A 14978-nucleotide genomic window follows, 5' to 3' on the forward strand; every position below is an offset into this window, starting at 1 on the left:
TTCTCAAAGCACCGGCGGATCGAGACTGACGAGTTCTTCCGTGTCATAGGCCAGCAGGCTCGCCAGATGCCTGTCGCCGTCCTCCACGAACAGATCGCGCGCAATGCCCCGCGCCAGCTTCTCCACGCCAAAACGCATCCCGCTGATGGACGCCCCCGAAAGCCCCATGCTCGGCATGGCCCCGAACGTGAAATTGTAGATCGCCGCCAGCATCGGCGCCTTCGGATCAGCCGCATCCTTCGGCAGGAACTGGAACCGCGCCCCCAGATACGGATGGCTCCCCAGAAGCGCACTGTCTTCCCCGGCGGGCGGCGTGAAATGATCGCGCCACAGCAGAACAGACGACGCGAAATCCCGCGTTTCCGGACGCTGCGACAGGTCGATCGTGAACCCCGTCCCGATGATCAGGAAATCAAAGCGCATCTCGCCCTGCGTGGTCGTCACCACGATCTCCTCGCCATCCATCCGCGTCGCCGTCCAGGGCGTCCCGGGATGGAAAGCAAAATTCTCATGACGGCGGCAGCGCCAGAACGTGTCCTGCGGGGGTGGCTGGTTCAGGCTGTAAATCTGCCGCATGAAACGCCAGCGCGTCAGGTCCGGCAGTTCCGAAAAATGCGCCAGAAAGCCCGCATTTTCCATCCAGCGATACGGATTGATGGCCGGGATCTTCGCCCGACGCAGGCACAGATCCACCCGACCCGCGCCCTTTTCCAGCGCCGTCGCCGCATTGTCGAACGCGGAGGCCCCGGCCCCCAGAACACCAATCCGCTTGCCCTTCAGGGCTTCAAAATCAATGTCTTCATGCGTGTGCGCATAAACGGATTTCGGCAGTGTGTCGGAAATGAAGGACGGCACATGCCACGTCCCCCCACCTTCAATGCCCGTCGCCAGAACCATCCGCCGCGCCAGACGCACCGTTTCCTGACCGGCGGCATTGCGGAACGTCAGCCGCAGCAGCCCCTCGTCCCAGCCGACATGCACGAGTTCCTGATCGTTCACGACCGGGATGTCGAGCGTCTGCCGCACCCAGTCCAGATAGGCCTGCCAGTCATGGCGGGAAATCTTGTCCAGATCCTCCCAGGCCTTCGCGCCATACCGCGCCTCGAACCAGGATTGGGGCGTAAGGCTGGGAATACCCAGATCCGGCCCCGTGACATGCCGGGGCGTGCGCAGCGTGATCATGCGTGCAAACGTCACCCACGGACCTTCGCCGCCTTTCGCCGCTTTTTCAAAGACCTGCACATTGGTCACACCCTGCCGCCGCAGCCCGAAGCATGACGTGATGCCCCCCTGCCCCGCACCGATGATCGCCACATCCAGAACCGCTTCCCCGTCCCGGTCCTGCGTCAGGCTCCAGTTGCCCGTCGCATAACGGATTTTCGCCAGATCCTCCCGCACACGCCCCGAAAGCGCAGCCAAAGCCTCCATAGCCGGAGCATCGACGGGAGAAACGGTGGATGTCATGTGGTCAAACCCCAAAGAACCGGCACGGACAGGGCAGTCTCCGGTAGGTGCCGGAGTGTCTTTCCGCAACAAAAGCGACAGGTCACCTGTCGGCCGGGATAGTTTCACACCGCCTCAAGGTCGTATACTCCATAAAAACGCTCCTCCCGTTCGCAAAAAGAGAGCAGTTCATCCATGCCTGTCTTCTCACGCTTCCTGCGCTACTTTCTCGCCGTCGCCCAGCACGGCTCCATCCGTCGCGCCTCCGAACATCTGCGCATCGCCGCCTCCGCCATCGACCGGCAGATCCTTCAGGGCGAGGAATCCCTCGGCACGCCCCTGTTCGAGCGTCTGCCCACCGGCCTGCGCCTGACGGCAACCGGCGAACTGCTTTATGCGCACGGCAAACAATGGTCGCGGGACCTGACCAATATGTGCGTCCAGATCGAAGACATGCGCGGCCTGCGTCGGGGACAGGTGGATATCGCGGTCCCCGACGCCCTGACCCGCGGCTTCCTGCCCCGCCTGCTCCGCGCCATGCGCACGACCCATCCCGGCATTACCATCTGCACCCATGTTCTCGACAACAGCCGTATCCAGGACACCCTGATCGGCGGTTCGGTCGATCTCGCTCTGCTGCTTAACCCGACCCATGCCCGCGGTCTTCTGGTCCGCGCGCACAAGGATTTTCCGCTCGGCTTCGTCTGCCTGCCGAACCATCCCGTCGCCGAACGCAAAAACGCCCGTTTCAGTCTGGCGATGAATTATCCCATGATCATGCCCGAGCCCCCGCTCGCCCTGCACCGCCAGATCGAAATTCTTCAGATAGACAGCAATCTCGACATTCACGCCGCCGCGTCCTCCGACAATATCCAGATGATCAAGTCTCTGGTCCGCGAAGGCATCGGCCTCGGAATCCTCAGCGCGCTCGACGCCATGGAGGAGGTCACGCGCGGCGAACTGGCCTTTATACCGATTTCCAACCACGATCTCGCACCTCTGACGCTCGCGCTGTGCGTGGACCATTCCCGGCAGCTTTCCGGCGCCGCCCGACTGGTGATTTCCGAACTCGAAAAAGAGTTCCTCTCCCCCGCCACACAGCCCCACCCCCCGTCCTGATTTCCAGCCCCGAAAAACCGCGTCATACGGGAGACATAAACTGTCACATTTTTGCACCAACCTAAAAACGGCAATGCCCCGGTCTGCATTTTATCTTTGATGGAGATAGGCCATCCGTTTTACATCCACGTTTCGAATAAATACCGTTTCCAAAGTGAACCTTTCTTTCCAACAGACCAGGAGCCCGGCAGCATGAAAGACAACCATCAGTCCCGCGGCTCCGGATCACGCTCTGGCTCACTGGGCTACAGACGTCAGCTCCTTGCGGTCACCTGCCTTGCCGGCAGCGTGCTCGCCGCCTTCGCAACGCCAGCCCGCGCCGCACAGCCCTCGAAACACCACACGCCGCGCCATCAGACCTCCAGCCGCAATACTCCAAAAACGGCCCGGATACCCTCGCGCGCAACCGCAGCGCCCCGCGCCCACGCCCTTGATGCCTCGGCTGCCGAAACGGTCTCCGTCACGTCCTCGCGCCGCGCCCTGAACGGCGGTGGTGGTATGATGCGCGTCGAAACCGCCCCCCATGCCGTGCAGACCGTCACCAAGGAATTCATCGACATGCGCGCGCCGACCAGCACGGCGCTCGACCTGATCCAGAACCTGCCGAGCCTCAATGTCACGACGCCGGATTCGTCAGGCATGGAAGGCGGACAGATCCAGTCCCGCGGCCTGACGGATCTCGACATGGGCCTTCTGGTGGACGGCGCTCCGGCAGCGGCGGCAAAATATCTGAGCGAAAACGTTGATTCCGAAAATGTCGAGAGCGTCAGCGTCACGCCCGGCTCCTCGGCGACGGATCTGCCCGTCATGTCCGCCGCCGGTGGCGTCATGAACGAGGAAACACGCACCCCTTCGCAAAAGCGCGGCGGCCTGATCGACTTCTCTTACGGCACCAACAACCTCTCGCGCGAGTTCCTGCGCCTCGAATCCGGCGAAATCGGCCATAGCGGCGTACGCGGCTATTTCTCGTTTTCCAACACCCATGCCCGCTCATGGATGGGTGCCGGAACCAACCAGCGCAAACACATTGATTTCGGCCTCCAGAAAGACTGGCATAACGGCTCCAACGCCAAGTTCTTCCTGTCCTGGAACTCCGCCGACTTCATCATCGACAACTACCCCACCTCTGACCAGTTCTTCCGCTACAAGCACACCGGACAGGGCTACGGCCGCACGGACGATCGCAAGAGCAACAACTACTGGGGCAACAACAACGATCACTGGAACCAGATCTTCATCTCGGCTCCGGTCCATATCGCGCTGCCCTCACGCCTGTCGCTCGACATCCACCCCTATTTCAGCTTCGGACAGGGCTGGGACGCGTCTCCGGGCGGCACCACGACCGATGCCACCGGTGCCACGCGCGGCCTGACGAACTACTTCCTGCAGAACGAATACCGCTCGGTCGGTACGGTCGCGAAACTCAACTGGGAAATCGACCGCCACAACACGTTCTCGGTCGGCTACTGGTATGAAAACACCCAGACGATCCAGTCCTACCCCACCAGCTACCAGATGGCGGACGGCAACGCACCGAGCCCCAACTGGGCCGCGTACCAGATTTCCGCCGGCGACAAACAGACGGCCGGTTACGAAATCCAGTCCCTGTTCGTGCATGACACGGCCAAGTATTTCAATGACCACCTGACGGTGGACGCCGGGTTCAAGTTCGTCATGACGAACATCTGGAACAAGGACTATTACGGCCGTCAGGAAGCGAACCGCACCGCACCGCTGCCGCAGCTTTCGATCGGCTACCGCATTGATAACCACAGCCAGGTCTACCTGAACGTGGAAGGCGACTACCGCCAGCCCAGCGCAGTCGACCTCGGCTGGCTCTACACCAGCGTCGCGATCCCCAAGAACCAGTATTCCATCAAGGAAGAACTCGGCTACCGCTACCACGACGACCACATCATCGCGGACGTTGCGTTCTTCAACTACAACGTCACGAACCGCATCGTGGACCAGTATGTGGGCATGAACAGCTACAAGCCGTTCAATATCGGCAGCCAGCAGATGCGCGGCTTCGACGTCATGGTCGCTGCACGCCCGATCCACGGCTTCAGCCCCTACGCCTCCGTCGAATACCTGCACGCCTCACAGGACAGCAACGTCTTCGATCCGTATCTGAACACGATGCTGCACTCCAAGGGCACGCAGGCCGTCATGGCCCCGCATGTCATCGCGAATTTCGGCCTGACCTACACTTACAAGGGCTTCTTCGCGAATGGCTCGGTCCACTATACCGGCCCGCAATCCGTCAGCATCGCGGGCGACCAGCGCATTCCGGGCTACGTCACCGACACGCTCTCGATGGGCTATCACTTCAAGCCCTTCATGTTCGCGCAGTCCCCGACCTTCCGCCTGAACTTCACCAACCTCACCGGATCCATCGTCCGCACCGGCGCCATGGGCGCGGTCTACAGCGCCCGGGACCCCAGCACAGTCCACAGCGGCAATCTGGCACCCTATACCGGCTACGGAAACTCCTTCATGGTCTCCCCGCGCTTCACCATGACCGGAACGGTCTCCACCGCCTTCTGACGGGAAGGGGCGGGGAGCACTCCCTGCCCCAAAACCACGTCTCCTCCGCTGCGTTCCCGCAACACGGCCCCACATCCCTGTGGAACGGAGGAGACCCCCCAATGCCCTTCGGCATGATTTCCAGAAAACAGTCCGCCAGTTCGGCCCTGCTTCTCGGCGCAGCGCTTACGCTATTCTCGATAGCCCACGCCGCCCCCATCCCGACCGAAACCCCGCAGGACAACCCCGGCGTAACGATCATTGAGGGTTCGGAGGCCGTCACCTGGCAGCCCGCGCCCCCCATGTTCCCGCACGGAACGAAAATCGCCATCCTGACCGGTGACACCACAAAACCCGGCCCCTTTACGCTGCGCGTCATGATGCCCGCCGGATCGTTCATCCCGCCCCACACCCATAATCTGGACGAAATGCTGACCGTCATCAGCGGCAACATCCAGCATTTCGTAGGACAGAACATCGCCACGACGCAGCGGCGCGCGCTCGGACCGGGTGGCTTTGTCCATCTGCCGGTCAACGTACCCCATGCCATCAAGGCGGGAAGCCAGGGCGCCGTGCTTCAGGTTTCAGGAACGGGGCCGTTCAGCATGGCCTACGTCAATCCGCAGGACGACCCGCGCAACACGGGGGGCTAAGCCCTATCGCGGCAACAACGGCGAGGACGTGGCATAGGCCTCGCCAAACCGCGATGTATTGGTGCCTGTGACGGGATCATGATCCAGATCCCGCCCAAATTTCAGATGAGCCGTCATACCCTTCCAAAGGGTGACGCGGCTCTCCGTATGACCGTCTTCAAAATAACGGGTCACGATCGGGGAGGCGAAAAAAACCGGTGGCGCCCGGCGATGTCCCATGACGCGAATTTCTTCGCCCGTCCCCGAACCTGCCGCGCCCTGCGTCCCGAACAGGTTTCCGGGCAGGATCTTCACGGCATTGAACGGATTTGTCGGAGGAACCTGCGCCACACCAAGGAGAGGCATCAGCGCAGTCAGAAACAGTCCCGGAAGAAACACCCATGCTTTCATGACCATTCCTCCCGAGCCTGTCTCATTGCCCTGACATCATTTCCCGATCGTCGAGAGCACGATCCCCGGCGTCAGGATCTGCGGCAGCACAACGCCATCCTGATGCGGCGCATAATAGATATAGAACGGCACACCATCGCGCCCATGCGCCTTGAGGAACGCACCGATCGCCGCATTGCGGTTCGTCCAGTCCCCCTTGAGGAACACGATCTTTTGGTCCCGGAACGCCTGCTGAACGGATGGCACATCCAGCGCCACACGCTCATTGACCATGCAGGTGATGCACCATGACGCCGTCATGTCGATGAACACCGGCTTGCCCTGCGCCCGAAGCTCGGCCAGACGCGCCTCCGAGAACGGCTCGATCCCGGCCTCCGAAGCGCCCATAACCACAGGAGCAGGCGCGGCCCGCAGTCCCTGCGCCAGCGCGGCCCCACAAACCACAACACACAGCACAGCCACGATCCGGCAGAACGCCACCGTCCCACGGCCGCCCTCCAGCATGGACCGACGCTGCCCAACACCATAAATCCAGCCCGCAAACCCCAGAAGCACAACGCCCCCGGCCGTCAGCGCCACAAACGTCACGCCCCGCTGGATTGCCGCCACCCAGAGCAGCCATACACAGGTCGCAAACAGCGGAAACGCCAGAACCTGCTTGAGAATACCCATCCAGGCCCCCGGCTTCGGCATCCGCGATGCCACACCCGGAACACCGGCCACGAGAATATACGGAAATGCCAGCCCAAGCCCCATCGACAGGAACACCAGAACCCCCATCACCGGCGGCCCACCCAGAGCCCCGGCAATGGCAACGCCCATGAACGGCGCCGTGCAGGGCGTCGCCACAATAACCGCCAGCAGGCCCGTCATCATGTCCCCGCTGCGGCCGCCGCCAGTCTGCACCTGACCCAGACGCCCGGCGCTGACTTCAAACACACCAAGCAGGTTCAGCCCCATCAGGAACAGCAGCCAGCACACGCCGACCACAAATCCCGGCGACTGGAACTGAAAGCCCCATCCCGCTGCAGACCCGGCCAGACGCAGTCCGATCATGACAATGCCCAGCGCCGCAAAAGCCCCGGTCACGCCCAGCGTATAGAACAGCGCACTCTGAAGCTGCGCGCCCCGTCCAGCACCGCCCATCTTCGCCAGAGACAGCGCCTTCATCGCCAGAACCGGAAACACGCACGGCATCAGGTTCAGAATCAGCCCGCCCACAAAAGCAAAGAGCAGAACCCGCAGCCAACCCGCGCCCGTCGGCACGTCCGAAGCCGGGGCCGCATCCGCCTGCACAGGAGCCGCAGCAGCCCCCCCAACCGGCCGCGCCTCGATCTGCAACGGGCTTTCCTGCCCCGCCGCATCCTTGAGCACGACCACGCCCACAAGCGGCTTGTCCCGATGCGCCGATTTCAGGAATTTCAGCCCGAGCGTCAGCTGGCCATCAGAGACATGCAGCGGCTGTTCCGCGACCTGATCAATCACGCCCCCATCCTGCGGCAGGAACCACGCCTGCGACACGGACGCCGCAGACAGCCCCTTGCCCGAAAGGGTCAGCACGCCGTCGCCCGACACGCTGGCCGCAAACGGCGACGCCACCGGCGTTGCAGCTTCCGCCTTGCGGAACAGGTCCGCCTGCGCCCCGCCTTCCGGCACATCACCGGTCGAAGCCGGCAGCGTCAGTGTGAAATCACCGCTCTCGGGAATGCAGACCTGCGCGCAGACAAGCCACTCCGCATGGGCATGCAGCGTTGTCCCGCCGGAACCCTTGAGAACCAGATCCTCGGGCAGCGTCACCTCATTGACATAGGCATAGGACATGAGGCCGCCCTCACTGATCCGCACCGGCACTGGCCAGTGGATCGCCCCCCCCTTGCCCGTCGCCCCGCCATCAGCCGTCACATCCAGCGTCGGCGTGTCCCCGGCATCGCCCGGATTGATCCAGTACGTATGCCAGCCCGGCTTGAGCTGAAGCCGGAGCCCGACCCGAAAATGCTGGTCCGGCCCGACCGCATCGCGATCCGTGACAAGCGTCGCGGTATCGTTCGCGGACGCAACCGGCGCACTTTCCGCCGCCCGCGCGGACACGGATCCCAGACCCAGAACCCCTGCCAGGAGCAGGGCCGACATGCTGAACATTCGATGCAAGACAGGCTCATTCCACGTTTTCAGAAGACAGCCTTCACCATATCACTGACTGAAACGAAAAGCAGGACCCTTCCGGTCGTGAAACCGAAAGGCCCTGCAAACCCCGTGTTACGGGATCAGCTTCTCAGCCCGCAGCCGCGTGAACAGATCGGTGAAAGAGTCCGGCGTATACTGATATCCCGCAAACCCCGCGAGGCGGCTTTTGCTGATATCCGTCACACATTCGACCGGCCGCCCCAGATCCGCATCCGTATGCCAGGCCGAGGCCAGCCGTTCGATCCGGCTTTCCGCAAGCCCGTATTCTGCGGCAATCCGTTCCCAGAGCGCCGCATCCCCCGCAAGCGTCTCTTCGAGGGACGTCGCATGGCCGGGATACGGAGCAGCCTCGATTCCGAACCATTCCGCCAGACGCGGCCAGAGCCATTTCCAGCGAAACACATCCCCGTTCACGATATTGAACGCCTGATTGCGTCCCCCCGCCTCGGTCGAGGCCCAGAAAAGCTGCCGCGCCAGTTGCCGCGCATCGGTCAGATCCGTCAGGGCGTTCCACTGCACAGGAGATCCCGGAAAGACGAAAGGCCGCCCGGTCTCGCGGCAGATCGTCGCATAGACCGCCAGCGTGCTGCCCATGTTCATCGCATTGCCAACCGCATAGCCGATCACCGTATGCGGACGATGCACACTCCACGAAAACCCGTGTCGTGCAGCGGCTTCATAAAGCGCGTCTTCCTGATCGTAATAGAAATTCGGCAGATCCAGCCGGGGTGCGTCTTCGCGGAACGGCGTCACCGGCGGCTCGCCGGACGCATAGGATTCGAACGGACCAAGATAATGCTTCATGCCCGTCGTCAGCGCCGCATGAACCAGAAGTCCCGGCTCCGGCAGAGCGGCGAACACATTGCGGATCATCGCGGAATTGACGCGGCAGTTCTCTTCTTCCGTCTCCTGACGCAGCCAGGAGCAGAAAAACACATGGCTCGGCCGCAGATCCCGCAGCGCATGGGTCAGCGCCGGCAGATCCAGAAGATCGGCCTCAACCGGCAGCACGCCCGCCATGTCATGACGCGGCCTCCGCGCCAGACCATGCACGGTCCAGCCTTCGGCCACGAGACGCGCCGCAATGTTCTGGCCAACAATACCGGTCGCCCCGACAACCAGTGCGGTCCGGGCCGGTGCTACTCCAGACGGCACCATGGCAGGAACAGAAGATGTCATGGGATTTTTCCTTTGCAGAAAACAGGGTCTGTTCCACATCTGGAAGACCATCCGCATTTCCGCCAGACGGCACCTTTTCGTGCCCTGGTGACCAGAAGGTGCCCACTCCATGACCCCGCCGCTGCCCGAACACTACCGTCAGGCGCCCTTTGACGAAGACTGCGCACCCCGCCGGATCCTGAGGCTTTTCAGCGGAAAATGGACCACCATGATCCTGCACACGCTGCATCTTCTGGGCGGCACGGCACGTCCCGGAAAGCTCCAGCGCAGCATCCCCGGCCTGTCGAAAAAAATGATGACCCAGACCCTGCGCGAGCTCGAAACGCAGGGCCTCATCCGCCGCAACGTCCGGCAGATCATGCCACCCCATGTCGATTACAGCCTGACGGATCTGGGTCAGACCTTCGTGGAACCCGTGGAGCTTCTCTATCACTGGGCCATCAGAAACGCCGAGGCCCTCGACCGGCTGATGCCCGACGACATGCCCCTGTCCGAATAAAACACCCGCAGGAAGAGGGTAGGACAGGGCTGCCACCCTGTGCCATGTTCGCACACAACAACCGCCCTCGGCGGACCACCCGGCGCAGGCCTCACATCCCGCCCCAGCCACCATAATTCCACCGCGTAACATCCCCGCGTAACATCAAGGACCCAACAGAGCGATGCCGTCGATCCCCCGTCCCGAGCCGTCCGCCTCACCCCACCCGCGAACCGGACGCGCCGTCCTCGGCCTCTGCCTCTTTCTGCTCCTCGGCCTTCTGACGCCCCTCCTGCCGGCAAAAGCCGCCGACAGCGCCCATCCCCTCAGCCAGCAGGAAGCGCAGCAACTCCTCAACGTCCTGAACAATCCCAAGGAACGGGACGCCTTCACCCACACCCTTGACCTGATGGCCCGCGGCCTGCCGGTCGCAGCTCCTGCCGCAGCCCCTGCGAAAGCCGCCCCCGCCAAAACCGTCGCCGACGTCCCACCCGACATCCACACCGGCCTGAGCAGCATCCGCCTGCAGGCGCTGGGCTATCTGCACAACTTCCTCGGCCTGTTCAGCGACCTCGGCATTGTCGGTCACTGGGCCCACACGACCCTCGCTTCAGCCGATACCCGCACCACAATCCTTCACGCCTTCGCAGGCGGCCTCGTGGTCATGCTCTGCGGCGTGGCTCTGGAGCGGATTGTCGCCCTGAGCCTGCACAAGCCGCTGGTCCAGCTGACCCAGAACGCCGAAAACCGGGAGCAGCGCAACACCCTCGCGGACGAAGACGCCGCCGCCCATGACCCCATCGTCGACGGCTCCAGCGAAACCCGCGCCGCCGACCAGCGGCGTCAGGTCGAAACCCTGCGCTTCTTCGCCCGCGTTCCCTACGCGATGGGACATTTCGCCCTGAAGGCCATCCCGGTTCTCGTCTTTCTGGCCGTCGCCTATCTGGCCGTTCTGGTCCTCCCCTGGAGCGCCAAGACCGACAACGTCATCATGACGCTCGCCAACTGCTATGCCGCCGCCCGGATTCTCTATCTTTTCGTCGAAACCGGATTCGCGCCCCGCTCCCCCATGATCCGCCTCCTGCCCGCCACGGACGCCACAGCCTTCCTGCTGACCCGGTGGTGGAACGTGCTGGTCGCAGCCCCCGCCATCGTCTTCTGCCTGTCCACACTGGGCAGCCAGTTCAATCTCTCGCCCCGCGGCACCGATGCGATGATCCGCGGCATAATCCTGATCGAACACATCCTGATCGCCGTCTTCATCTGGCGCATCAGACACCTCGTCAGCCGCGCACTCCAGCCCCGCGCAGCCCCCGACACCGCGATATGGACAGCGTTATGTGCCATCATACAACTTTGGTGGATCGCGGCGATGTTCCTCGACGCCTCTCTCTGGGTCGTCTGGGCCGCCCACCTGCCGGGTGGCTATTACTGGATTCTTGTCACCACAGGTGTCACCTTGGGTATTCTTGCCGTGTCCCGACTGGTAGCAGTTATGGCATACGCCCTTCAGGACCGCTTCTTCCGCATCAATCCCGTCCTGACCGAACGCTTCCCCGACATCCAGAAACGCGCCGACCGCTATTACCCCTTCGCCCGTCGCATCCTGACCGGCGCCATTCTCTTCCTGACCCTGATCGCCATGACCGAAGCCTGGGGCCTGCCTACATTCGGCTTCTTCATGAAAAACGCCGTCGGCCGACATCTGCTCGACGCCGTCCTGACGATGCTGGTCGCCCTCAGCGTGGCCGTTGCAATCTGGGAAATCATCAACGCCTTTCTTAACCAGCAGCTCACCCGCTTCGAGAAATCGGACCAGCTTTCCCGCGCCACCCGCCTCCGCACGGTCCTGCCCATCATCCGCACCGTCCTGCTGGCCATCATCATCATCATCGTCGCAGTCACGACGCTCTCGCAGATCGGCATCAACGTCACCCCGCTGCTCACCGGTGCAGGCATCATGGGTGCCGCCATCGCCTTCGGTTCGCAGAGCCTGGTCAAGGACTTCATCACGGGCTTCTTCATGCTCGTCGAAGATGCCATTCAGGTGGGTGACTGGGTCACGACCGGCGGCGTTTCGGGAACGGTGGAAAACCTCTCGATCCGCACCGTGAAGGTCCGCGACATCAACGGCGACCTTCACATCATCCCGTTCTCGTCCGTCTCCTCGATCGCCAACACCGCCCGCGGCTACAACCAGGTCATCGTCAAACAGCAGCTCGACCTGTCCGAAGACCTGCCACGCGTGACAGCCATCATGACAAAAACCCTCAAGGACATGCGAGACGACGCCGTCTTCGGCCCCATGATCCTGTCGGACTATAACGATCTGGGCGTGGATAACAGCGACAGCGGCGGCGCCACCCTCCTCGGCAGCTTCCGCACGGCACCGATGATGAAATGGAAGGTCAAGCGCGAGTTCTACCGCCGCATCACCAACCAGCTCGCCGCCGCCAGCATCAAGTTCTACACCGGCACGTCCTACTTCACGACGCCCCCCGGCAACGCCATGCGCATCACCACGGACGCCCCGCTGCCCATCCCGGCCAACGACGCTCCCAACCAGACCTGATCCGGAACCGGCTCCTGACCCAGGAGCCGGTTTTCCACGACCGGACACCTCAATTCTTAATCATTTAAATAAAGTCTTGCATTGCCGTGCGGACAGGCTCATTCTGCCCCCACATTATCGAGAACCCTCCTCCCGGTTCCCCGCAGACGATTTCCCGGCCCGATCCTCCCGCGGCCCCGCATCGCCCGCCGATCGGCGAGGATCATGCCAAGGAATCCAGCGATGTCTCTTGTCCTGGTCTCACCAGAGCCGTCAGCCCCCGACCAGACGCCCCTCACGGCCGCCTCCGAAACCCCCATGGACCGGCCCGATCCCGCCGCTCTCGCCGAAAAGAACCGTCAGGAAGAGCAGGTTCTGAAAAAGCGCTTCATCGGCATGGTCCTTGGCCTCGTCTTCGCGCATGTCTATGTCGCACTCGCGCTGGCCTACTCCTACATGGACAACCACAACCACCTGCACACCTGCTGGCTGCCGCTGTTCGGCGCCTTCATCTGCGGGATGATCTTCGTCTTCCACGTCTCGATTTCGTAAGCCGGAGAGACACCCATGACCCGCACAATCCGCCACGCCTGGCTGCAGCCCTTCCTGTCCACGACATTGTGGACCCTCGTCCTGATCGACATCGCCGTGATGACCTATCTGGAAAATCAGGATTTCTTCAAGGATTACGCCGGCTGGGCCTGGCCCTCCGTCCTGATCACCGAAATCATCGGCTATTTCATCGGCCCCGCAATCGACCGCATGTTCACCAGAAAATCCCCGAGCCAATAAGAATGACCATCCCATCAGACCTGCCGGATCGGGAATGTCGCCGCCTCTTTCCACAACTGGCCAGCTACGGCGCCGGTCCGTTCGGGGAGGATGTCGACACATTCGGCGAAACCCTGATGGACGTTATTCAAGACGTGACGGAGACCCGGACTTTCCTCACCCGGGCCGCCGCCATCCGCGAACTCGGAACCCTGCTGGCCTGCAACGATACCGATCTGGCCCGGGTCACCCGGGCTCTGATCGCTTTCGATCCGGTCGCCCGGTTCAATGACCAGACTACCTGGCTCCCGGAACATTCGGCCCCGTTTCCCAGCCTCCGCGATTTCTGGACAGCCCTGTTAAAGAGCCTCGAAATCGGACCTCCTCCCTGGCCGGACACTTCAGACCGCCAGCTCGGAGGATGCGTTATGGAGCGGCATATCGCCCTGACAGACGCCGACATCGAAGAGCGATTTACCTACGAAAAACTCCGGTCTGTTTCTTTCTTCCACACAAAGGAAGACGCAGAGCGTGCCATCCTCCAGACACTTCAGAGCAATGGGAATTCAATCGACGCATGGCGTGCCGAAGCACCTGACGGCATGCGCGAGAGCTTCGAGCAGGATTTTCCCGAAGGCGTCGGCATCGTCATCACGGAGCAGGATCGCCGCCCGACACCCGGCAAAACACTGTCCGTCACCCTGACCAAGCGCGAACTCCGCGGAATGGCCTATTACATCGAGACCATCAGGATCTACGCCTGACAAAAAAAAAGGGGGGGGGGGGAGCAGACCGCTCCCCCGTTTCAGACCTTACCGCAAAATCCCTGCATGCCCGACGCAACGTTCTCCGACATCAAATTCCTACCAAAGCACGGAGATCGTGGAGGCAACTATCCAGCCCCCTAAAGCCGACGCATCATCGCCCATATCGGCAGAATCACTCAAACCATTTTTTGACTAAGTCCCGAACACAGCGAAGCTTCAATAGCGAATTTATGCCAACTCTATGCCTCATAAAGCTTCGTAACGCTCTACCGCCTCCGTAACGCTATCACACATCCTAAAATGGGTATCATGCAAAAGCGCTCCTACTGTGCAGTGCTCACGTATAAAACCCATGTCATGAGAAACAATGATGAGAGAGCGATTGGCACGCCTTCCGAATAATTCATCCTGGCATTTTTGCAAAAAACGAGCATCACCTACCATAATTACTTCATCAATTAAATAACAATCAAATTCTATTACAATAGATAGCGCAAAAGCCAGCCGAGCTCGCATTCCTGAAGAATAAGTTTTTACTGGCTCAGCAAGCTGCTTGCCTAGTTGAGCAAAGTCATCCACATAGGCCCGAGTATTTTTATAATCTAGGTTATAAATTCTGCAAATAAATCTTAGATTATCAAGTCCTGATAAGCTTCCTTGAAAGGCCCCTCCAAATGCCAAAGGCCATGAAACGCTCATGGTCCGATCAACCAAACCTGAAGTAGCCAGTTCTACGCCCCCGATGATTTTGATGAGGGTCGATTTTCCAGCGCCGTTTCGCCCCATAATACCGAGCTTTTGACCCTTTTCGACTGTAAAATTTACATCATGCAATACACGCCGAACCCCTCGATGGACAGGGAATGATTTACAAATATCTATGCAGCGCACAAAAGGAACTACGGGATCAGACATAT

Annotated in this window: 13 protein-coding genes; 8 read left to right on the forward strand and 5 right to left on the reverse strand. The window is 61.3% G+C overall.

The window, feature by feature from the left end:
* Positions 1 to 3: 3 nt before the first annotated feature.
* Positions 4 to 1464: a SidA/IucD/PvdA family monooxygenase gene (locus A0U94_RS12090; RefSeq protein WP_077803965.1), complete on the reverse strand. Its 1461-nt coding sequence runs from the start codon at positions 1462 to 1464 to the stop codon at positions 4 to 6.
* 174 nt (positions 1465 to 1638) lie between these two features.
* Here A0U94_RS12090 and A0U94_RS12095 point away from each other — a divergent pair, with 174 nt between their 5' ends.
* From A0U94_RS12095 to A0U94_RS12105, 3 genes are all read left to right on the forward strand, one after another.
* Complete coding sequence (locus A0U94_RS12095) at positions 1639 to 2562, forward strand: LysR family transcriptional regulator (RefSeq protein ID WP_077803502.1); 924 nt, start codon at positions 1639 to 1641, stop codon at positions 2560 to 2562.
* Between the two features lie 192 nt (positions 2563 to 2754).
* Positions 2755 to 5109, forward strand: a complete 2355-nt coding sequence (locus A0U94_RS12100; protein WP_208611642.1) for a TonB-dependent receptor — start codon at positions 2755 to 2757, stop codon at positions 5107 to 5109.
* Positions 5110 to 5210: 101 nt separating this feature from the next.
* Complete coding sequence (locus A0U94_RS12105; protein ID WP_077803503.1) at positions 5211 to 5741, forward strand: cupin domain-containing protein; 531 nt, start codon at positions 5211 to 5213, stop codon at positions 5739 to 5741.
* 3 nt (positions 5742 to 5744) lie between these two features.
* Here A0U94_RS12105 and A0U94_RS12110 read toward each other — a convergent pair whose 3' ends face one another.
* The 3 genes from A0U94_RS12110 to A0U94_RS12120 form a co-directional block, all read right to left on the reverse strand.
* Positions 5745 to 6131 carry a hypothetical protein gene (locus A0U94_RS12110; RefSeq protein ID WP_077803504.1) on the reverse strand — a complete coding sequence of 129 codons (387 nt, stop codon included), beginning with the start codon at positions 6129 to 6131 and terminating at the stop codon, positions 5745 to 5747.
* Positions 6132 to 6167: 36 nt separating this feature from the next.
* Positions 6168 to 8261 (reverse strand): protein-disulfide reductase DsbD family protein, encoded by a 2094-nt coding sequence (locus A0U94_RS12115; RefSeq protein ID WP_077803967.1) that lies wholly within the window; start codon positions 8259 to 8261, stop codon positions 6168 to 6170.
* Between the two features lie 126 nt (positions 8262 to 8387).
* The gene (locus A0U94_RS12120) at positions 8388 to 9494 is read right to left on the reverse strand and encodes an SDR family oxidoreductase (RefSeq protein ID WP_244178006.1); all 1107 of its coding nucleotides are present in this window, start codon (positions 9492 to 9494) and stop codon (positions 8388 to 8390) included.
* A gap of 109 nt (positions 9495 to 9603) precedes the next feature.
* On the opposite strand from A0U94_RS12120, the gene A0U94_RS12125 reads away from it, so the two are divergent.
* The 5 genes from A0U94_RS12125 (at position 9604) to A0U94_RS12145 (ending at position 14058) form a co-directional block, all read left to right on the forward strand.
* Positions 9604 to 9993 (forward strand): winged helix-turn-helix transcriptional regulator, encoded by a 390-nt coding sequence (locus A0U94_RS12125; protein WP_077803505.1) that lies wholly within the window; start codon positions 9604 to 9606, stop codon positions 9991 to 9993.
* Between the two features lie 163 nt (positions 9994 to 10156).
* A complete protein-coding gene (locus A0U94_RS12130) occupies positions 10157 to 12544 on the forward strand; it encodes a mechanosensitive ion channel family protein (RefSeq protein ID WP_077803506.1) in 2388 nt (795 codons plus the stop codon).
* 222 nt (positions 12545 to 12766) lie between these two features.
* A complete protein-coding gene (locus tag A0U94_RS12135) occupies positions 12767 to 13075 on the forward strand; it encodes a hypothetical protein (protein WP_062029207.1) in 309 nt (102 codons plus the stop codon).
* Positions 13076 to 13090: 15 nt separating this feature from the next.
* Positions 13091 to 13315: a hypothetical protein gene (locus A0U94_RS12140; RefSeq protein ID WP_077803507.1), complete on the forward strand. Its 225-nt coding sequence runs from the start codon at positions 13091 to 13093 to the stop codon at positions 13313 to 13315.
* Between the two features lie 2 nt (positions 13316 to 13317).
* Positions 13318 to 14058, forward strand: a complete 741-nt coding sequence (locus A0U94_RS12145) for an RNase A-like domain-containing protein (protein WP_077803508.1) — start codon at positions 13318 to 13320, stop codon at positions 14056 to 14058.
* A gap of 249 nt (positions 14059 to 14307) precedes the next feature.
* Here A0U94_RS12145 and A0U94_RS12150 read toward each other — a convergent pair whose 3' ends face one another.
* Positions 14308 to 14976, reverse strand: coding sequence for an ABC transporter ATP-binding protein (locus A0U94_RS12150; RefSeq protein ID WP_077803509.1), 669 nt, complete (start codon positions 14974 to 14976; stop codon positions 14308 to 14310).
* Positions 14977 to 14978 lie beyond the last annotated feature (2 nt).

It is taken from the genome of Gluconobacter albidus, assembly GCF_002005485.1.
Lineage (GTDB): Bacteria > Pseudomonadota > Alphaproteobacteria > Acetobacterales > Acetobacteraceae > Gluconobacter > Gluconobacter albidus.